General features: G+C 49.7%; 23 protein-coding genes, 1 tRNA gene and 1 other RNA gene. 11 read left to right on the plus strand and 14 right to left on the minus strand.

Annotated features, from left to right (window positions below; genetic code table 11):
• The first annotated feature begins 46 nt into the window (after window positions 1-46).
• Genes AJE_RS17755 through AJE_RS17765 form a run of 3 tightly spaced genes read left to right on the plus strand, consistent with a single transcriptional unit; the run spans window position 47 to window position 3,290 of the window.
• Entirely contained in the window at window positions 47-1,300 is a 1,254-nt protein-coding gene (locus AJE_RS17755) for an NAD(P)/FAD-dependent oxidoreductase (protein WP_008952002.1), read from the plus strand.
• Window positions 1,300-2,049, plus strand: a complete 750-nt coding sequence (locus tag AJE_RS17760; RefSeq protein ID WP_008952003.1) for a DUF1365 domain-containing protein — start codon at window positions 1,300-1,302, stop codon at window positions 2,047-2,049. Before AJE_RS17755 ends, AJE_RS17760 begins: the two co-directional genes overlap by 1 nt.
• Window positions 2,046-3,290, plus strand: coding sequence for an SAM-dependent methyltransferase (locus AJE_RS17765; RefSeq protein WP_008952004.1), 1,245 nt, complete (start codon window positions 2,046-2,048; stop codon window positions 3,288-3,290). The genes AJE_RS17760 and AJE_RS17765 overlap by 4 nt, the downstream gene beginning before the upstream one ends.
• 61 nt (window positions 3,291-3,351) lie before the next feature.
• Here AJE_RS17765 and AJE_RS17770 read toward each other — a convergent pair whose 3' ends face one another.
• Window positions 3,352-4,203: a CvfB family protein gene (locus tag AJE_RS17770; protein WP_008952005.1), complete on the minus strand. Its 852-nt coding sequence runs from the start codon at window positions 4,201-4,203 to the stop codon at window positions 3,352-3,354.
• A gap of 83 nt (window positions 4,204-4,286) precedes the next feature.
• Window positions 4,287-4,505 (minus strand): DUF2061 domain-containing protein, encoded by a 219-nt coding sequence (locus AJE_RS17775; protein WP_008610476.1) that lies wholly within the window; start codon window positions 4,503-4,505, stop codon window positions 4,287-4,289.
• Window positions 4,506-4,675: 170 nt separating this feature from the next.
• Between AJE_RS17775 and AJE_RS17780 the strand changes: the two genes are divergently transcribed.
• Window positions 4,676-4,966, plus strand: a complete 291-nt coding sequence (locus AJE_RS17780; RefSeq protein ID WP_008952006.1) for a hypothetical protein — start codon at window positions 4,676-4,678, stop codon at window positions 4,964-4,966.
• A gap of 4 nt (window positions 4,967-4,970) precedes the next feature.
• Here the strand turns inward: AJE_RS17780 and AJE_RS17785 are convergent, their stop codons facing one another.
• Window positions 4,971-6,479 carry a DUF3413 domain-containing protein gene (locus tag AJE_RS17785; protein ID WP_008952007.1) on the minus strand — a complete coding sequence of 503 codons (1,509 nt, stop codon included), beginning with the start codon at window positions 6,477-6,479 and terminating at the stop codon, window positions 4,971-4,973.
• A gap of 5 nt (window positions 6,480-6,484) precedes the next feature.
• Window positions 6,485-6,709, minus strand: coding sequence for a YejL family protein (locus AJE_RS17790; RefSeq protein WP_008952008.1), 225 nt, complete (start codon window positions 6,707-6,709; stop codon window positions 6,485-6,487).
• Between the two features lie 69 nt (window positions 6,710-6,778).
• On the opposite strand from AJE_RS17790, the gene yejK reads away from it, so the two are divergent.
• A complete protein-coding gene (gene yejK / locus AJE_RS17795; protein WP_008952009.1) occupies window positions 6,779-7,810 on the plus strand; it encodes a nucleoid-associated protein YejK in 1,032 nt (343 codons plus the stop codon).
• Here yejK and AJE_RS17800 read toward each other — a convergent pair.
• The 5 genes from AJE_RS17800 to AJE_RS17820 are packed head-to-tail and all read right to left on the minus strand — an operon-like array spanning window position 7,749 to window position 10,729.
• Window positions 7,749-8,012 carry a DUF2897 family protein gene (locus AJE_RS17800; RefSeq protein WP_008952010.1) on the minus strand — a complete coding sequence of 88 codons (264 nt, stop codon included), beginning with the start codon at window positions 8,010-8,012 and terminating at the stop codon, window positions 7,749-7,751. The two genes, yejK and AJE_RS17800, sit on opposite strands and share 62 nt — an antisense overlap.
• On the minus strand, window positions 8,009-8,701 hold the full coding sequence (locus tag AJE_RS17805) for a M15 family metallopeptidase (protein ID WP_008952011.1): 693 nt from the start codon (window positions 8,699-8,701) through the stop codon (window positions 8,009-8,011). Before AJE_RS17805 ends, AJE_RS17800 begins: the two co-directional genes overlap by 4 nt.
• Complete coding sequence (dapE, locus tag AJE_RS17810) at window positions 8,688-9,860, minus strand: succinyl-diaminopimelate desuccinylase (RefSeq protein WP_008952012.1); 1,173 nt, start codon at window positions 9,858-9,860, stop codon at window positions 8,688-8,690. The genes AJE_RS17805 and dapE overlap by 14 nt, the downstream gene beginning before the upstream one ends.
• Window positions 9,861-9,875: 15 nt before the next feature.
• The gene (locus AJE_RS17815) at window positions 9,876-10,220 is read right to left on the minus strand and encodes an ArsC family reductase (RefSeq protein WP_008952013.1); all 345 of its coding nucleotides are present in this window, start codon (window positions 10,218-10,220) and stop codon (window positions 9,876-9,878) included.
• Window positions 10,217-10,729: a PTS glucose transporter subunit IIA gene (locus AJE_RS17820; protein ID WP_008610489.1), complete on the minus strand. Its 513-nt coding sequence runs from the start codon at window positions 10,727-10,729 to the stop codon at window positions 10,217-10,219. The genes AJE_RS17815 and AJE_RS17820 overlap by 4 nt, the downstream gene beginning before the upstream one ends.
• A gap of 527 nt (window positions 10,730-11,256) precedes the next feature.
• Between AJE_RS17820 and yfbV the strand changes: the two genes are divergently transcribed.
• On the plus strand, window positions 11,257-11,703 hold the full coding sequence (yfbV, locus tag AJE_RS17825; protein WP_008952014.1) for a terminus macrodomain insulation protein YfbV: 447 nt from the start codon (window positions 11,257-11,259) through the stop codon (window positions 11,701-11,703).
• Window positions 11,704-11,774: 71 nt separating this feature from the next.
• Here the strand turns inward: yfbV and xthA are convergent, their stop codons facing one another.
• On the minus strand, window positions 11,775-12,587 hold the full coding sequence (xthA, locus tag AJE_RS17830; RefSeq protein ID WP_008610491.1) for an exodeoxyribonuclease III: 813 nt from the start codon (window positions 12,585-12,587) through the stop codon (window positions 11,775-11,777).
• 119 nt (window positions 12,588-12,706) lie between these two features.
• On the opposite strand from xthA, the gene AJE_RS17835 reads away from it, so the two are divergent.
• The gene (locus AJE_RS17835; RefSeq protein ID WP_008952015.1) at window positions 12,707-13,390 is read left to right on the plus strand and encodes a M48 family metallopeptidase; all 684 of its coding nucleotides are present in this window, start codon (window positions 12,707-12,709) and stop codon (window positions 13,388-13,390) included.
• A 234-nt stretch (window positions 13,391-13,624) separates the two neighbouring features.
• Window positions 13,625-14,356, plus strand: a complete 732-nt coding sequence (gene deoC, locus AJE_RS17840) for a deoxyribose-phosphate aldolase (RefSeq protein WP_008952016.1) — start codon at window positions 13,625-13,627, stop codon at window positions 14,354-14,356.
• Window positions 14,357-14,547: 191 nt separating this feature from the next.
• Here deoC and AJE_RS18335 read toward each other — a convergent pair.
• Window positions 14,548-14,671, minus strand: a non-coding RNA gene (locus tag AJE_RS18335) — RtT sRNA.
• Between the two features lie 43 nt (window positions 14,672-14,714).
• Window positions 14,715-14,799: transfer RNA gene (locus AJE_RS17845), tRNA-Tyr, on the minus strand.
• A gap of 106 nt (window positions 14,800-14,905) precedes the next feature.
• On the opposite strand from AJE_RS17845, the gene AJE_RS17850 reads away from it, so the two are divergent.
• Window positions 14,906-15,376 (plus strand): VC2046/SO_2500 family protein, encoded by a 471-nt coding sequence (locus AJE_RS17850; RefSeq protein WP_008952017.1) that lies wholly within the window; start codon window positions 14,906-14,908, stop codon window positions 15,374-15,376.
• Window positions 15,377-15,478: 102 nt separating this feature from the next.
• Here AJE_RS17850 and AJE_RS17855 read toward each other — a convergent pair whose 3' ends face one another.
• Complete coding sequence (locus AJE_RS17855; protein ID WP_237709394.1) at window positions 15,479-15,865, minus strand: YchJ family protein; 387 nt, start codon at window positions 15,863-15,865, stop codon at window positions 15,479-15,481.
• A gap of 221 nt (window positions 15,866-16,086) precedes the next feature.
• Entirely contained in the window at window positions 16,087-16,503 is a 417-nt protein-coding gene (locus AJE_RS17860; RefSeq protein ID WP_008952019.1) for a SulA-like leucine-rich domain-containing protein, read from the minus strand.
• 161 nt (window positions 16,504-16,664) lie between these two features.
• On the opposite strand from AJE_RS17860, the gene AJE_RS17865 reads away from it, so the two are divergent.
• Together AJE_RS17865 and AJE_RS17870 are read left to right on the plus strand one after the other, a co-directional pair.
• Window positions 16,665-18,446, plus strand: a complete 1,782-nt coding sequence (locus AJE_RS17865; RefSeq protein ID WP_008952020.1) for an EAL domain-containing protein — start codon at window positions 16,665-16,667, stop codon at window positions 18,444-18,446.
• Between the two features lie 43 nt (window positions 18,447-18,489).
• Window positions 18,490-19,209 carry a DUF3581 family protein gene (locus AJE_RS17870; protein ID WP_008610502.1) on the plus strand — a complete coding sequence of 240 codons (720 nt, stop codon included), beginning with the start codon at window positions 18,490-18,492 and terminating at the stop codon, window positions 19,207-19,209.
• The last annotated feature ends 324 nt before the right edge of the window (window positions 19,210-19,533 follow it).

Genomic DNA, 19,533 nt, shown 5'->3' on the forward strand with positions numbered 1-19,533 from the left:
AGCTTATGTCGCTTAATTTGATGATAAGTATTTCATAAGGGATCTTATGCGTATAGCAGTAATAGGTGGCGGTATCGCCGGTATGCTCAGCTGGTATTTACTGAAGCAAAAATACCAGGTGACCTTGCTGGAAGCCAATGATTATCTGGGTGGCCATACCGCGACCAAGCTGGTGGAATACCAGGGTAAAACCTATCCTATCGATACCGGTTTTATTGTGTTTAATAACTGGACCTATCCGGTGTTTAATAAGTTTATTGCCGAACTCGGTGTGGCATCGCTGCCTACTGAGATGAGCTTTTCCGTTAAAAATACCCAACATAATCTGGAATATAACGGCAACAACTTCGCCTCGTTGTTTGCGCAGAAGCGTAATATTCTGCGGCCATCGTTCTGGAAAATGCTGCTGGAGATTGTGCGCTTTAACAAGCTTGGTAAGCAGTTGGTTGCTGAAGATCATGCGGATCTGGATTTGGATCTCGGTACCTTTCTGGATAAACATGGCTTTGCTAAAGGTATTCGCGATAACTATTTAATGCCGATGGGCGCGGCGATTTGGTCGGCCGGTTTGACCGAAATGCCAAAATTTCCGGTGCGTTTTTTCCTGCGCTTCTTTAACAATCATGGTCTGCTGAATGTCAATGAGCGGCCACAGTGGGCGGTGATCAAAGGTGGCTCCAAAAGCTATGTTGACGCGCTGCTGGCAAAGGCGGGCACTGATAGCATTCGCTTAAATCAGCAGATCAGCGGTGTGCGCCGTGACGAGACGGGCGTGACCATTCAATTTGCGGACGGTCATACCGAGCAATATGACAAAGTCGTGTTTGCTTGCCATAGCGATCAGGCATTAAAGCTGTTGCAGGATCCAAGTAACGAGGAGCAGCAAATTCTCGGCGGTATTGCCTATCAGGAAAATGAGGTGGTGTTGCATACCGACACCTCTTTGTTGCCGGTGCGTAAAGCCGCCTGGGCCTCATGGAACTATAATCTGGACGGCCAGCATAGCGATCGCGCCACCCTGACTTACAATATGAATATTCTGCAGCGTTTGCAGGCACCTGTCACCTTTTGTGTTACGCTGAATAATACCCAACGTATTGCTAAGGATAAGATTTTGGGGATCTATCACTATGCCCATCCGGTGTATAACCATATGACCCTGGCTTGTCAGCAGCAGCGCAGCCAAATTAACGGTCAGCGGCATAGCTATTTCTGCGGTGCCTACTGGTATAACGGCTTTCATGAAGATGGCGCCCGTAGCGCAGTTGACGTTGCCGCCCTGTTGGGAGTGGACTATTGATGCAGCCCGGTCACGCTGTCTATTGTGGCCGGGTCGGTCATAAACGCTTTTTGCCAAAGCAGCATGGTTTTGATTATCCCTATGCTGCCTACTGGCTGGACTGCAGCCAACTGACCCCTGCCAGCTTAACCGCGGTGGGTATTCAGGCTGAACGTTTCGGCGCTATTAGTTTTCGCCGTGCCGATTATCTGGCGGGTGATGCTGATTTAGCGCAGGCGGTACGCGATAAGGTACAACTGCTGGGTGGTACAGAGCCAATCGCCAAGGTGTTTTTACTGTCACCACTGGCCAGTTGGGGGCTTTATTTTAGCCCGCTGACCTTGTACTACTGCTATAACGATAGTGGTGAGTTGCGTTATTTGCTCTGTGAAGTTACCAATACGCCGTGGAATGAGCGGCACTATTATCTGCAGACGCTAAGTAGCGAACAGCAGCAGTATCAGCATCAAAAAGCCTTTCATGTCTCGCCTTTTAATCCGCTGGATATGGAATATCGCTGGCAAATAGAGGCGCCTACCGAGCAGCTGTTTTGCAGTATTACCAATTTAAAGCAGCAGCAGGCGGTATTTAGCGCCTGGTTTAAATTACAACGCTTTGCGCTGACCCAGGCGGTACGCCGGCGCATCCTGATCCGGCAGCCGTGGCAAAGCGTACAGATTATGAGTCGTATCTACTGGCAGGCATTGAAGCTTTTGATAAAACGCGTTCCGGTGTATGCCCACCCTAAATCCCGAGGTTCTGAGTCATGAGTTTATCGCTAAGCGAAAAAGCGGTGTTTGATAATTTAGGCTGGTTTGACCGGCTGTGTCGCAAATTTACCCTGAATTTTTTAAGCCAGTTACGCCATGGCAGTATTACCGTAATAGAAGCCGGTGAAGCGCAGCAGTTTGGTGATGCTGATGCCGAACTAAAAACCACTATTACAGTGACCGATCCAGCCTTTTATCAAAAACTGGTACTGTCAGGTTCAGTGGGCGGCGGCGAGGCCTATATTCACGGTTTTTGGCGCTGCGATAACCTAACTGCGCTGGTGCAAATCTTTGCTCGTAACCTTGATGTTCTGGATAAGATGGATTCCACCTGGGCGCGCTTAAGCCGGCCAATGCTTAAGCTGCTGAATTTCCGTAACCGCAACACGATTTCACAGTCCAGACGCAATATTGCTGCCCATTATGATCTGGGTAATGCCATGTATCAGCTGTTTCTGGATCCGAGCATGATGTATTCCAGTGCGGTATATCCGGCAGCAGACAGTACACTAGAGCAGGCACAACAGCATAAGTTACAGCAGATCTGTGAACGTTTGCAGTTAAAAGCCTCTGATCACCTGCTTGAAATTGGTACCGGTTGGGGCAGTATGGCGATCTATGCCGCCCAGCACTATGGCTGTAAAGTCACCACCACCACGATTTCACAGCAACAATATGATTATACTAAGGCGCGGGTAGCTGAGCTTGGCTTGCAGGATAAAATCACCTTACTATTTGAAGATTATCGTTTACTAACCGGTACCTACGATAAGTTAGTCTCCATTGAAATGATCGAAGCCGTCGGCGATGATTTCCTGGATAACTACTTTGAAAAGTGTAGCAGCCTGTTAAAGCCGGACGGCATTATGGTGCTGCAGGCGATTACGATGGTCGATCACCGTTATCAACAGTATGTGCGTGAGGTCGACTTTATTAAACGCTATATTTTTCCGGGTGGTTGTTTACCCTCAATTAGCCGGATGGCCAGTGCTGTAGCCAATAAAACTGATCTGGTGATCCGTCAGGTACAGGATATTGGTTTTGATTACGCCAGAACCTTAAAAGACTGGTGTGATAATTTTATGGCGCAGCGTGATGCGGTGCATCAGCTGGGTTATGACGATAATTTTATCCGACTGTGGCATTTTTATCTGTGTTACTGCGAAGGCGGCTTTCGCGAGCGCGCCACCAGTGCGGTGCATTTAGTGCTCAGTAAGCCACAGAACCGCAGTGTGTTTTAACCCACTGTAAAAAAAACAACAACGCCGGCATTTTGCCGGCGTTGTTGTTTGCAGCATACCGTCAGGCGTCAGCAGCCGGTTGTTCCGGCACTAATAGCAAACCTTGCTCAGTGATCACAATTTTGCGCTCTTTATACAGGGTACCGATGGCCTGTTTGAAGGCTTTCTTGCTGGCACCAAACTGCTGATAAATCAGCTCCGGCGCGCTTTTATCGGTTAATGCCAGTTTACCGCCGTTAGCTCTTAACTGCTTTAAGATCTGGTTACCCAGCACGTTAGCTTGCTCAAAAGTGGCTTTGTTCAGCCGTAAGTCGAGCTTACCATCATCACGAACCTTCACCACATAAGCGGTCAGCTTGTCACCGCGGCGCAGCGGCTTAAATACTTCATTTTTATATAACACGCCAAAATGCTGATGATTAACGACGGCTTTATAACCGAGATCGGTCTGCTCACTGATAATTACTTCCACCTTGTCACCCTCTTTATAGGGCGCCGCGGTTTTATGCAGATGGCGATCCAGCTTGGTTGAGGCAACAATCCGGTTACTGACATCAACATAGCAATACACCAGGTAGTGCTGGCCGACTTTTAGTGGAATCTGTTGTTCACTAAAGGGCACCAACAAATCTTTTTTCAGGCCCCAATCTAAAAACGCACCGACTTTAGTGCTGGCGACGACCGGTAAATAGGCAACCTGACCCACCATCACTTTCGGACGCTCGGTAGTGGCGATTAATTGATCTTCGGAGTCGAGATACAGAAACACATTCAGTTGCTGACCTGGCTGTAAACCCGCGGGCGCGACATTGTTGGGCAGTAAAATTTCGCCCCAGCTTTCGCCATCTAAATAAAAACCGAACTTAACCTGTTTCTTTACGGTTAGGGTATTAAGGGTACCCAGTGACATCATCGCTATTTTTGCCTTATTACAATCAAATAGCGGCTAGTATAGCGGTTTTAACGCTTTGCTGCTGCATAATCGCAGCAGCAGGACTATAACTTGATAAAGCCTTTAGTTAATAACGGCGTTGCGGGTGCTTTTTTCCGATCAAACTTCTGCCAGATTTTCTCGTGAAAGAAGTAGCCCACAGTGTTAACGGCCGGCTCAATAATGGCCACCAGACCGCCTAACACCAAATCACCGGTGATCAGGTAAGTTACGCCAAAGGCAATACTAAAATGCATAATGGCAAAGGTAATGGTTTTAATCATAGCGGGTCTCCCGAATCATCTGCTTAATTAAATGATAGCGGTTCTCATTATTAATTAAAGTGAATAAATAAAATTGTGTTAATCAGAAAATGTGATGAATCTTTCGTGCTTTGGCAGCGTAAAATGGCAAAGTTCGCGCAGGTTCGTGCAATAGAGTAAAAGGTGGCAAGGTGGATTGTCGGCAATTGCTGGATATTAAGCAGTACGAGTTTTTGATGAATTATTTTATGCGCCGCCAGCAGGAGCTGAAAGTGGCAGAGCTAGATGAGCCTTTTAGCTACGACGGCTTTAGTGTGTATGATCAAATTTTTCAGCAACTGACCAAGGAAGCAGAAGTCGCTTATATCGAATGTTTTGCCGAGCCACCACCGCCAATTGCGTTAACCAACCTGTATCATTTGGCTGAATTAGAGCTGGCGGGGCGCCGGCCAAGAATTAAGGCGCCTGGCACCTTACAGTAACGGCTTATTCCTCGAGTCGCTTTAAGGCGTCAACCAGCATAGGCACATTGAGCGGATCGTTAAGTGGCACCAGGGTACCTGCCGACCAGACGCCGTAGCTGCCGTCCTGGCGCAGGATCATCATCTTATCTTTGCGGATACTGATAATATCCTGCTGGCTGATATTCAGTTTGGGCAGGGTTTCCGGCTGAAATAAATTGTCTCCCAGCCAGCGGTTTTCGGTTTCACAGCCAATACTGCCCAATAAGGTCGGTAACCAGTCCAGTTGCTGACTACCATGTTGCCGGGCCTGACTTAACAGCGCCGGCCAGCGCAGATAGGCTGTAACCGGCGCCAGCTGAAACTTAGCATTTTCGCTATGTAGCGGCACGACGATTAGCCGGCTAAATTGCTGGTATTCTGACCAATGCCGGGAAAAGTCCGCATCAAATACGATATTTAGCCTGGCAGGGGTAAGCTCAGTGTTGGCCCAGGGTAATAACGAGTTCAGCTCTGGCGTGCGGTTAACCACTTGCACATCAGAGGTATTAACGCTGTTGAGCCAGGCTGGCATCGTCTGCAGTGCGCCGGCGGCATCCGCTGTCGCTTTAAACTGACCGTACAACAGGTTTAACAGGGCTTCAGCAGCATTGTTTGGGGCGAAATGCTGATCATGGCTGCGCAGGCCTTGTTGCTGTAATAAGGTTAATTGTTCCGCTGTGATGCTAGCCGTAACCAATAATAAGGTCGGCTCGGTAGCGCCGGCCTGGCAGCTTAACAGCTGACTGCTGCGATTAGCGTGTTCCAGACTGAGCTTATCGGCCTGGCGTTTGGCGCGTTCGGTTAAATCTACCAACTGATAGCGTGCCAGTAAGCTTTTCGCCGTGGCCGGGTAGGAGAAAGGCAGCACATTATCCTGGCGGGTAATATCAAAATTCAAGCTGGCATCGGCGTAGATGTGCAGCAGATGGCTGAGCATAAAACTACCAAAGAACAGAGCCAAAGCCGGTTGACCGACACCTGAGGCGGAAAGGCGGCTGATTTTTTTCCAGCAAAAGTTACTTAACCAGATCTGCAGCGTTAGCAACAGCGCACCGACCAGCGTGACAATTAATACAAAATTGCGCAAGTTAGTGACCACCTGCGCCCTGAGTAAGGCCAGCGTTTGGTCATAGGACGCACTGCCAAGATGATAACCAAGCTGGTTATAGACATAGGCATCAAAAATCAGCAGTACCATGCCAATGGTGGCCAGAGTTGCACCCAGGCCGCGGACATGTTTTTGATAAGGAAAGATCAACGACAGTGGGAATATGGTCAGAATAAAGAACATAAAGCACAAAAATGCAGTATGTCCCAACCAGTTAACCAGCAGATACACACTGCCCAACACCGTTTGTGGCAGGGGCTCTGACCACCAGAAACTGCTGGTTATCAACAGTGCCAGCAATATATTGAAAAAGGTAAACCAGTGCCCCCAGTTTAGTAACCGGTTAACTTTTTTGACTAAGGACAGGTTTTGTTCCAGCACCATAAGGCTTAATGCTTGTCGCTTTGAATGGCGTCAGCCAGAGCCTGGCTAAAGCTGCTGGCGACGGCGGTACGTTGCGCTGCCGGCACAGAGGTATTGATAATATGGCTAACCGCATTACCCAAACACATCAGGCTTAGCTCAGTGGTGGCGTGTTGCTGGTGCAGGGTGTCGAGCAGTTGATTGACCAGCTTTTCAATCTGGCTACTGGAATATTTTGATACAATCGGCATGGATTACTCAGATTAAAGACGCATAAACAGATAGAATAGTAACAGAATTCAGAATAAACAGGAAAATTTATGTCGGTAGAGATGCAGCATCTGGCCATTAATTATATTGCGCTAACAGACAGTGGTGAGCACCAGGCCCACTATCGGGAGGCACTGATTGGGCGTAGCGGCGCCGTAGCAAATTTGGTCGAGCAGCTTCACCTGGCTTATAACGGCAAGCCGGCCAAAGGCTACGCTGCCTTTGAAACTGAAAAGTCACCCAAGGTGGCTTTGGCGCTGGCTGACTGGCAGAGCGGCAACAGTGATTATCTGGGGTTTAGCCGTGCTACCACCGACGCGCTGGTGCAGGAGTTATCCCAGCATCAACTGCCGGAGACCGGTTATTTACTGCTGGCACATTACCGCTACCTGGCCAGCGAATTTTTATTGATCTGCCTGCTGGGCAGTAAAGATCACTTTGAATTAACTGAGCAGCTGGAGCTGGCGACTTCCCGCCATCTGGATATCAGCCGGATGCAACTGGCGGCGCGGCTGGATCTGACCGAATACGCGGTAAATCGTGAGCAGGGGCATTACATCAGCTTTATCCGTGGTCGCGCCGGGCGTAAGGTCGCGGATTTCTTTCTGGATTTTCTGGGTTGTGCCGAAGGCACTGATGCCAAAGCAAACAGTCAGCTGGTGTTAGCTTCGGTGGAGGAATATCTGGGGGTGGCAGAATTTGCGCCGGAAGAAAAAACCGCAGCAAGGCGCCAGGTATTTGATTATTGCGAAGAGCGTGCGAAAGCCGGACAAGAAGTGGTGTTAGCTGAGCTGTCTGCCGTGGTCGATCCGGAGCAGGAAAACGGCTTCCTGCACTATTGTGCCGAGCAACAGCTGGCAGTAGCGGAGCAGTTCCCGGTAGAGGTTAAAGAGCTGAAAAAGCTGGTAAAATTTAACGGTGCCGGCGGTGGCTTATCGCTCAGCTTTGATGAAAAGCTGCTCGGCGAGCGGGTGAGTTATGATCTGAAAACCGATACCCTGGTGATCAAGGGCACCCCGCCTAATCTGCGCGATCAGCTGCAGCGTTTTCTTCAGGGCTATTCGGCTTTTGAGCAGTCGTAGCGGATACGGCTGGTGCTGAAGCAGAGGTGGCTGAGTCTGCTGTTGCCGCTGTGGTATCGGCTGCAGTCGGTTGTTTCGGTAAGGCTTCAGGTAGGGGTTTTAACGCCGGCATTTTCATTTTGGCCGAGTGCTTAACCAACAGCACATTGCCGATAATAAAACCAAAGGCCAGTAACAGCGCCCAGAATAATGGCCAGTTCATTTTGGTGCCTCGCAAATGTTACAGATAAAGCGCCGGTACAGCTCGGGTAAATGTGCCAGTACAGTCTGTTGTTCGGCAATAGGGTGCTGTTGCAGCACTAAGCGCAGTTGTTCCAGCGTCAGCGCCCGTTGGCAGCGCGTGGCCAGCGGTTGATAGCTCAGATGCCAGGGTTCAGCCGCGACCCCGCCCTGAAACTCGCGATACGGTAAAAAGAAACCATACTGCGCAGCATGCTGCGTCAGCCATTGACTTAAGCGATAGAACGGGCCGCCGGCGCTATATTCACTCTGTTGCAGTTGTACCTGGTAGTCGTTACTGACCGCAGCGGCATCATAAATATCCAGGTCACTGCCCCAATGATGACGACTGGCGCCGGGCAGGGCAGAGTACAGCATAATGGCCTCCAGTTTCGCCAGACCCTGATAATGTTCAATCTTTAGCGGACGCTGCCAGCGGTCAAATACCGGGCGGCGACCTTCGCATTTGGCTTGCCAGATCGCCGCCTGGCGTTCAAAGCTGCGCCAACCGGATACCAATCTGATTGCGATCCCCTGCTGCGCGGCTGCATGCTGCATTTGCCGGTAAGCGGGTATCACGGCCTGATGCAATTGCTGGTTATGTTCGACCAGTTGCATCGGGCCGGCATCCTGCCCGGTAAGAAGCGCCGGGCTCAGTTCAGTTAACCGCATGGCTGAGCCGTTGTTGCAGGTTAACCAGCAGGGCGTGATAAATATCCGTCAGCTGCGTCAGATCGGCTATGGCCACGCATTCATTGATTTTATGAATAGTGGCATTAATTGGGCCGAGCTCTATTACCTGAGCTCCGGTCGGCGCAATAAAGCGGCCATCCGAGGTACCGCCAGTGGTTTCCAAACGTGGTGTTAGACCACGAACCTGTTCCACCGCCGCGACAGTTGCCGCGACTAAATCACCGCTGGCAGTTAAAAACGGCAGACCGTTCAGTGTCCAGTCCAGCTGATAGTTCAGGCCGAAGCGATCCAAAATGGCGTAGACCCGCTTTTGTAAAATATCGGCCGTGACTTCAGTGCTGTAGCGGAAGTTAAACATCACCTTAAGTTCACCCGGGATTACATTTGACGCACCGGTACCGGCATGAATGTTGGCAATCTGGAAACTGGTAGCCGGAAAGAAGGCATTACCCTGATCCCAGATCTCTGCCGCCAGTGCCGCTAAAGCGGGAGCGGCTTTATGCACCGGGTTATCCGCCAGTTGCGGATACGCAACATGGCCTTGAATACCCTTAACGGTTAGATGGCCGGTTAAGGAGCCGCGGCGGCCATTTTTAATGACATCGCCAAGTTGCTTACCACTGGACGGCTCACCGACCAGACACCAGCGGATTTTCTCCTGTCGCGCTTCCAGCGTTTCAACCACTTTCACGGTACCATTGATAAAGGGGCCTTCTTCGTCACTGGTGATAAGATAGGCCAGATCAAAGGCAGGCTCCGGATATTCAGCGATAAAACGCTCTGTTGCGACCACCATTGCCGCTAAGCTGCCTTTCATATCGGCCGCGCCGCGCCCAAACAGGGTATCGCCGATAATGGTTGGTGTAAAAGGAGGAGTATGCCATTGTTCCAGCGGGCCAGCAGGAACCACATCAGTATGACCGGCAAAACAAAACAGTGGCTTACCCCGGCCGCGGCGAGCCCACATGTTTAACGTATCGTGAAAGGGCAACATCTCAATCTGAAAACCAAGTTGTTGCAGGCGCGCTGCCATTAACGGTTGGCATCCCGCATCCTCCGGTGTGACTGACGGCCGGGCCATCAGATCCATTGCCAGCGCTAAGGTTGGATTTGCGGCTGGATCTACTAGATTACTCATACTGCTGCCTTAGGATTAGTTAGTAAAATCTTGATAACTCTGCTCGGAAAAACCGAGTAAATAGCGCTCGCCCGCGACCAGCAATGGTCTTTTGATTAAGGCGGGCTGCGCCAGCATCAGACGTAGCGCTTTTTGCTCGTCCAGCTCCGCTTTGTCAGCGTCGTCCAGGGCGCGCCAGGTGGTACCTCGGGTATTTAGCAACGATTGCCAACCAAGCTGGGCAGCAAACTGTTCTAACAGTTCTGCACTTAACCCATCCTGCCGGTAATCGTGAAACTGATAGGGTTGGCTGCGTTGTTCGAGAAAGCGGCGAGCTTTTTTTACGGTGTCGCAATTTTTAATTCCATATAGTGTCATCATGCTGAGGTTCTGCTCGTTTGAATAATAAAAAGAGGGTCCTGGGCAGCGTTGACCTTGGCTTGCCGGCAAAATACTTTGCTCTCTGCCGGTTTGGGCAAATCGAGCACCAGCGCACAGTACAGGGCATCCAGTTCCAGTTCTAATTCCAGAAATGCCAGATCCAGCTGCAGTAATGGTTGGCCGGCATTCACCTGCAATTGCCGATTGCTTAGCCAATGCAAGCCGCGACCTTGCAAATCAATGATGTTTGCCGGTAACTCTAATAATAACCGCAGCCCGGAAGCATGGCGCAATACCAAGCGGCGTTCGGTATCAAGCTGGGTGGTGAACAGACCGGCAAAGGGGGCAACGATCAGGCCATGCTGTAGCTTTGCCGTAATCGCAACCGGTAACAGGTTCTGCTGGTACAGTGGTTCGGGATGTTGCTCTGCTGGCAACACAGCCCCGGTGAACGGGCTTTTGATCGGGGCGCCTGTTATTCTTCGCCAGTCTTGCTGCCAACTGATCACAGTATCACCGTAACTCCATCAATCTGATGTGCTGATAATAACGTAAAGGATCAACAGATGCAGTAGTTTGTGCTGAAATCCGTGAGTCAAGGTAAGGTGTTTTAGCGAAAATAGCGTGTTTTAACGCTTTGAATAATAATAGCGCTGAAAGGCGTTGTTTTTGATAGTTAAAAATAGACCAGAGGCCAGCGGGGTCTGAATTTATCCTGCAAAGGTTGTCCACAGTTTCTGTGGATAACTTTGTTGAAAACCTCTGCTGTTAATCGCCATGCTATTGTATTTAATCTGTATTATTCGATGGCATGAATTTTGATAGCCTGTTAGTGGGCAAGAATTCTGTAAAAAAGCGACAAAAATGAAGCTTTCGATTTCTGAATAGTAGCAAATGCCGTTGTAACAAAAATGTATCTGGTTTAATGCGCTGGCGGGAACGCATGACCGAAAAAGCCGGCAGCTATCAGCTGGCAACTATGCTAGAGTAAAGAGAGTCTAATCCTGAGTAATGGTCGTTAGAGAGGGGAGATGTTATGCGGATTACCTGGTTTGCAACCCTGAATACCGGCTGGAAGTACAGCCAGACCTGGCCGGCGAAACCTGAGCTTAATGCGATCTTCCCGGAAAACAAAGTTATTTTTCTGACTAAGCAAGCTGCCCGCTACTTGCCGGTGCTGGCGATAGTCACTGCGATACTGCAGATTAAGTTATTAGGTGTTGGCTTTTTAGGGCCGGCAGTGGCGATGATGCTGCTGTTGGCATCAATGCCACTGCAAGGCTGGTACTGGCTTGGGATCAGGGCTAACAGCGCGTTACCGCCGGCACTAATCAACTGGGGTAATGAGATCCGGGATCAGATCCAGCAGCACGCAAAAACCACCGCTTTGCCGGGCAGCCCTAAGAATTACTTCGATCTTGCCCGTTTGTTACAGCTGGCGTATCAACAGCTTGATAAAACCGTGATGCGGCGCTGGATTTAACATAGCCCGGGCCGTTACAAAAGGTCCGGAAGCCGGGCGGGGGAGGTCAGAGCCAGTAGTCGGAATTTTGGCTAGAGTGCAAACACCGACCAAACCGGTGCATGATCTGACGGGCGATCCAAGCCACGGATCTGATAATCGATTTCAGCTTCAGTACAAAGCGCAGCCAAGGGTGGCGTGGCCATAACGACGTCGATGCGCAGGCCACGATTGTCGTCAAAACCCTTAGATCGATAATCGAACCAGCTATATTGTGCGTCACGCTCTGGATGTAGCGCGCGGAACGTATCTACCAGACCCCAGTCTTTCAATTGTTGTAACCAGGCCCGCTCTTCCGGTAAGAAGGAGGTTTTGCCTTCCCGTAACCAGCGTTTAGCGTTGGCTTCACCAATGCCGATATCAAGGTCAATTGGTGAAATATTAATATCACCAATCACCGCCAGATAGTCTTTACTGCTGTCATGGTATTGCTCAAGATATGCCTGTAAATCGGCATAAAATTTGGTTTTAGCGGGAAACTTGGTCTCATGGCTACGGTTCTCTCCCTGTGGGAAATAGCCGTTTAACACCGTGAGCTGTTTACCGTCAGCCAGTGCGAACTGGCCAATCAGCATGCGCCGCTGCGCGTCCTCACTGTCAGTAGGGAAGCCATACTGCATCGACAATGCTGGCACTTTGCTTAAGATGGCAACGCCATAATGCCCTTTCTGACCAAAGTGATATACCTGATATCCCATGGCCTGTACCTCGGCCAGCGGAAACTCGCTATCCTGTACTTTTATTTCCTGCAAGCCGATAATGTCGGGCTGATGTTTGTCGATCAGCGCTTGCAGCTGATGCAGGCGTGCGCGAATGCCGTTAATATTAAAAGAGATGATCTTCATTGTTATTCCAGATAATTTTTTCGTTGCGCGAATAGGCTGGCTCGATAATAGCACGCATCAGACAAGCGGCGAAACGCCGTGACCGTTAGTTCCGTAATAGTGACGACTAAGTAGACAACATGCAGGACATTAAATACCAGATTTCCTATAGTCAGCGGCGGCGTACGGTGCAGCTGGCGATCCGTAATGGTGAGGTTTATGTCAGAGCTCCGGCCACGATCTGCCGGCACTGGCTAAGTGCCTGGCTGCAGCAGAAAGAACTCTGGGTTCAGCAAACGCTGGCGCGCATTACAACACCGCCGATACTGCCGTGGTTACAGCGGGATAGGATCCTGGTCTCGGGACAGGCAGTGCCATTTCGCTGGCAACTGGCGGCAAAAAGTAGCGTCAATGTTGACGCAAACGGGCTTGAGCTTAGGCTATCCACAAAGATCGCTGCAGCGAGACAGGACCACTATGCGCGAAAATTGGTACAACAGCATTTTACTAAGCAAGCCTTACTGGAGTTGCCCGTGTTGGCAAACGAGCTTGCCGCGCGGTTACGGCAGACATTAGGTCCGGTTGTTGTCGGTAACTGGCGCAGCCGGTGGGGGCATTGTAAACAAAACGGCGAGCTGGGCTTTAACTGGCGGTTAATGCAAGTGCCGCTCTGGGTCCGGCGCTATGTAGTGATCCACGAGCTGGCGCATTTGCAGCATATGAATCATTCACCCGCATTCTGGCAGTTGGTGCAGCAACATTGTCCACAGTATAGAGAAGCGAAAGCCTGGCTTAAACAACACCAAGCCGAACTGTTGAATTAGGGGCAAAAAAAGCCGACCATAAGGTCGGCAACATAAGGACATCGATTAAAGGAGAGATGTTCACCAGCTTTACTTCACCTGGTCAGACTCTGCGCGCAGCAAAAAATTCCCGCTGGTAGCGATTTTTTTTAAAACATTTTGGCATTAGGCTACCAGTTCTGGTTTAATCTAGCGCCTGAACCGTGTCGCTACAGCAACAAAACTCAATAATAAGCTCAGACAGAGTACCCGACAATGACCAATCCGTTACGTTTATTACAACTGTTGAAACTACTTGATCTCACCCGGCTGACTGAAGCAGATAGTCAGGCTGAGATGGCCGCCTGGCTGAATGCCATCCCGGCTTTGCCTGCACCTGTTGCCGCGCTCTGTGTTTATCCGGAGTTTTTGTCTCAGACGGCGGACTATCTGGCCGCAGCCGCTAAGGCAACCGAGTTGGCGACAGTTGTTAATTTTCCCGGCGGTGACCAGCCGCTGGCAGAGGTTCTGGCTGATATTGCACGCTGCCGGGCCTTGGGCGCCACCGAAATTGATTGTGTGTTGCCGTACTCACAATTACTGGCAGGTAACGAGTCTGAGGTGAGTGCTTTTCTGACCGCGGTCAGAGAGGCCAGCCTGGGGTTGGGGCTGAAAATAATTATTGAATCAGGTGAGTTACTGACGGCGCAGCAAGTGACTAAGGCTACCGAACTGGTTATTGCCAGTGGCGCCGATTTCGTTAAAACCTCGACCGGTAAGGTACCAGTGGGATGCACACTGGAAGCGGCCAGAATTATTCTGACCAGTATTGCGGCAGCCGATCGCCCGGTGGGCTTTAAAGCCTCTGGTGGTGTAAAAACAGTTGAGCAGGCACTGCAATTACTGGAGCTGTATGAAGAAATCACCGGACTGACGGCGACCAGGCAAGGTATGCGCATTGGTGCCAGCAGCTTATTAACCGAGTTATTACAGCAGTTACCCCGTTAACCGATATAGGGCAGCACCGTGCGGCTTGCTGTGTGGTGATTGCCCTGACACCATGACGAAAAAGTCTAAGCGTCACTATGTTCCGCTGTTCAATGCTACGCATTGTCGAACCTGACGAAGGTTCTCACCTTCCCCTGAGTCGTATTTGCTAAGAGTGGTTTAACTTAGGAATTTGGTGCTCAGAAGAAGAATGGTGGAGGGGGAAGGATTACTCGCTGCGCTCGCCTTACAGGCCAGCGTCACTATGTTCCGCTGTTCAATGCTACGCATTGTCGAACCTGACGAAGGTTCTCACCTTCCCCTGAGTCGTATTTGCTAAGAGTGGTTTAACATAGGAATTTGACGCTGAGAAGGAGAATGGTGGAGGGGGAAGGATTCGAACCTTCGAAGGCAGTGCCGGCAGATTTACAGTCTGATCCCTTTGGCCACTCGGGAACCCCTCCACGAGTGCGCGCATCTTATCAAACTGAAGTTTGATGTAAAGCATTTTGCTAAAGTTTTTTGACCGTTTGCCGATTAACTCAACAGTCGTTGTCAGATGGCATCAGTATGCAGCCAATTATCAATGAATGGCAGTTAGGGGATCGTTTAGGTAAGGCACTGCAGCATCAGCAGCGGGCTGACTTTTCCCTATGGTTAGCATTCTTATCTCCTGCAGTTGAGGAGATGGCAGAATTTCAAACGCCTGTAAATCAGGCTGCACAACCCAAACATGATCTATACCAGCAGCTGGCGGTCAGTAGACGTCGCCCGTTCGCTTATCAAACCACAGACGAGCTGGCCTTATTGCAACAGAGCCAGGCCGCGCAGCAAGGTTTGGCGCAATTAAAGCTGTACAGTTATCTACAGGAACAGCCCTGGGTGTGGCAGGAAGATAAGCGTAAACTCGAACCTCAGGTGTTTGCCGACCTGGATTTGCACTGTCGCCGTCGGTTGGCTGGGGATAAAATGACCCCCTCTGTCAGTGATGAAACTGCACTTTACGAGATCCTTGAACAGTTATCAGCGACGCAGGTTTGATGAGCTGTAGCGACCCGTGCTGATAACCACAAAATCACCCGATAAAGCACAGCATGCTCGATCCTGCCCTTTCTCTAGTGCATCCTTTATCCTACTGCCGTTCTATCGCAATTGACCACTAGGCAAATGAGTTTGGCAGCGCTTAAATTTTTTACCGCTACCACAGGGGCAGGGATCATTAGCGCCCAATTTAATCGCCGGCAACGCAGTAAGCTTACCGCTGGTATAATACCAACGATCCTGAAAGATAAAGTCCGAGACTTCCGCGATAAACTCCAGCTTGTTGTGCTGAATAAAGCTGGCAATAAAACTAACCTGTCCCTGCTTCGGCTCGGATATGGCGTGTTTCACTTCTAGTTTGCAAAAATGTACCGCCTTGGCAAAAGCTTCCAGCGCGGCAGCAGATTCGCTGGCCCGTTGCTCTGCGGCAAGGGTGGCAAGCAGATACTGACTGTCGGCAACACAAAAGGCACTGTAGCGAGAACGCATCAGGCGTTCACAACTATCAGGTTGAGCCTGCCCACTTAAATAGGGTTGGCAGCATTCTGCAAAAGCCTTACCTGAACAGCAATAGCATAACATCTTATCTCTCCGGGCCGACCTGTTCCGCACGCGTTACCGTACTCTTCATGTCATTGGTTGCGAGGGTATTACGCTATTAGTTTAACGACTTTGCTGCAATGCTGATAGACCAGGGGCAGCGGCTGTTATTAGTGAGCCGCCGTCGTATCTGTAGGCAGTATATGCAAGGCACATTGTTGCTGTATGGCAAAAGTCTGCAGTAGCTGCTGTTGCTGAGACGGTAATTTCTGACAACAGATCACCGCCTGGCAATCCGGGTTCTGTAACGTCATTTGGATCAGCTGTAACAAGTCGGCTGTTGCTTGAGTATGAACCACCAGAATATGCTGTAATGGCAACTGACAAGCTTGCCAGAATGCTTTTGCCGGTTTAAAACCAGGGGCGATTAGAACAATCCAGCCGCTCGCTTGGCGATACTGTTGTAACAGCTTAAGTAATTGCAACTCGCTGCTGTGTTGTTGCAATTGCTGCCAGTGATGTGCTGTGCTGCTGGCAGCTTGATGCTGACTCGATTCAGTTTGGTAAGAATGGTTAGATACAAACATGGCAACCTCTATCTGTGTATTTATACAGTGTATGCATATACAGTAGTTGCTGTTTAAATAAAAAGCAAGTGCTTTTCTGCAGGCAATTTTGCAGTCGCCTGTCATGCAACTGTCATTTTAAGGTTCTACTATTCGCCAGTTATTGCTGGCGGAGCCAAAAGATGGCGGTTTCTGAACTCTGTTGCACAGAACTGGATAAAATTTTACATAAACGGGCGTTACAGCCAGTGTTTCAACCCATTCTGAATTTGCAGGACGGTACTGTCATTGCCTATGAAGCGCTGATCCGTGGCCCCTCTGATAGCCCGTTACATTCGCCACTACAATTATTTAAAACTGCTCTGGGCTGTGGTCAGCTGGAGCAATTAGAGATGCTGTGCCGTGAGCTGAGTATAGAGAGCTTTGCTAAAGCAGAACTGAATAGCAAACTCTTTCTTAACGTCAATCCACTTATCTTACTGACGGCAGACCATCCCAGCGGTTTGACCAAACAACTGTTAAAGGCGGCACAGATTGACCCCTCGGAAGTGGTGATTGAAATTTCCGAACAGTATCAGGTGGAAGATGCCGGTTTACTGGTTAAAGCTGTGCAGCATTATCGGGAACTGGGCTTTCAAATTGCGATTGATGATTTAGGCAGCGGCTTTTCAGGTTTGAAACTGTGGTCTGAATTACAGCCTGATATTGTGAAGATTGATCGGCATTTTATTAGCGAACTGGACAAAGACCTTACCAAACAAGCTTTCGTGCGCAATATTGTTAGTTTGGCCAAAGCGATTGGCGCAACCGTAGTGGCTGAAGGAATCGAAACCGCTGAAGAGTTAAGATGGTGTCGTGAACTGGGCGCCGATTTGGGACAGGGCTATTTGTTAGGACGGCCTCAAGCCAGTTTTGCCGATCCGCAACGTTGTCGGACGCTCTTTAGCACTGAACTTCACAGTGAAATCAGTTCTGAACAAGTCGAAGCCTTGTTGCTTGAGGTTGCCGCTGTCAGTCCGCAGCAAACGGTTGCCCAAGCGGCAGCCCTATTTCAATCAGATAGTCAGTTGCAAAGTTTACCTGTAGTTGAACAAGGCCGACCTGTTGGTTTGATTTGCCGCACTGATCTGCAAGCCTTGCTGGCGCAGCCTTTTGGCCGGGCACTCTATGAAAAGAAATCATTGGCCAGTGTGATGAACCGGCAACCGGTAGTGGTTGAGATCAGTGCCACGCTTGAGGAGGTAAGCCAGCGTGTCGCTGATGATGAGCACAATGCCGCCAGCTGGTTTTTTATTATTTGCCGTCAGGGTGAATATTGTGGTCTGGGTTCGGTAAGGGCTCTGCTCAAACAAATCAGTGAACGCAAACTACAACTAGCTCGCTATGCCAACCCGTTAACGTTATTACCCGGTAATGTGCCTATTTACCAGCGTATTGATAAATTGCTGCGACAAAAAGCCAATTTTGCCGTTGCTTATCTGGATCTGAATCATTTTAAACCTTACAACGATATCTACGGTTACAGTAAAGGCGATGCGGTGTTATTACTGGTCGCCGAGCTATTACAACAGCATAGTTCGTCGCAATCCTTTGTTGGTCATATTGGTGGTGATGATTTTGTGCTCATTGCTGAGCCTGACGAATGCGAAACGCTTTGCCGGCAAGTTGTGCAGCTTTTTGCTAAGCGTATCGCGTTGTACTATCGGCAAGAGGATCTGCGTCTGGGGGGTATCACGGCGTTAAGCCGTAACGGTGATTCCCGCTTTTATCCACTATTATCTCTCGCAGTTGGTATCGCCCATCCTGATCCGGCGCAATGCTTCAGCCATCACGATGTCGCGGCGCTGTCTGCTGCCGCAAAGCAGGAAGCAAAGCGTCTCGGCGGCAATACGGTGTTCATTTCACGTCGTCGCGGACCTGAGCGGCAACATATAAATGTACTGGCTGGACCATCTGTTGCCTGATTTACGTTAATATAGCCTTTTTACCAGCAACAGAGAGCAATAGATGTTGTTAGATGCTTTTGTCAGTCGGCAGGGAGAGGCTTTTAGCTTTAGCCGGCAACATTCCTGTACCTTCGCCAAGCAAGTCGCAGGAGACTTTAATCCTATTCATGATGTCGACGCCAAGCGTTTCTGTGTGCCAGGCGATCTGTTGTTCAGTTATCTGCTGAGCCGGTATGGTGTAAGCCAACAATTAAATTGCCAGTTCTCGGGTATGGTCAGCGCGGATGTCTTACTGCACTGTAAGATCACTGCAGGTCAAATCCAGGTCTGTGACGAGCAGGACCGGGTTTATCTGACCATTCAATTTAGCGGCGAGCATCGCCACGACCTGAGCGTTATCGAGCCATTGTTTCAGGACTATGTCCGATTTTCCGGTAAGAACTTTCCCGACATTCTGCAACCGCTGATGGCGGAGCAGGGCGTGATGATTAACCCGCAGCGACCTTTAGTCATTTATGAAAGTATGTCGCTGTCTTTTCAACAACTGCCAACCTCTCCAGTTAAGTTAGCGCTGTCAGGCAGTAAATTAGAGGTCGAAGGTAAGCGCGGTAATGTGACTTTAAGCTTTACACTATCCGAGCAAGGCGTCGTTATCGGGCAGGGTGCCAAGAAAATGATCCTAAGTAACCTGCAACCTTATGATGAAAGTCTGATGCAGCAAATGGTCACTGACTATAATAACCGCCGTTCCGCTGCAGGTTGCTACGATTTGGCCGTTTAACAGCGGCTGTTAACGGCCGCCAGACGATCCAAATCAAGCTTTTGTGCAAAAAACAGTCGAACAAACGCATTTTCAAAAATACTGCTTGCAGGCTGTTCTAAACTCCCTATAATGCGCATCCACAGACGGGGGCAACGGCAACGAACTCCAAGTCTGGAAGAATCCTGAGGCAAGCGCCTCGCTTCGTAGAACGAAGCACGCTCTTTAACAATAAGCAATCAATTATCTGTGTGGGCACTTATGATGGTTTCGAAATGAAATTGATCAGAAAGTGACCAAGTAAAATTAGTCAGTGACTGAGCGCCACTTCGGTGGCAGAAAAAA

Origin of the sequence: Alishewanella jeotgali KCTC 22429 (assembly GCF_000245735.1) — a bacterium.
Classification (GTDB): domain Bacteria; phylum Pseudomonadota; class Gammaproteobacteria; order Enterobacterales; family Alteromonadaceae; genus Alishewanella; species Alishewanella jeotgali.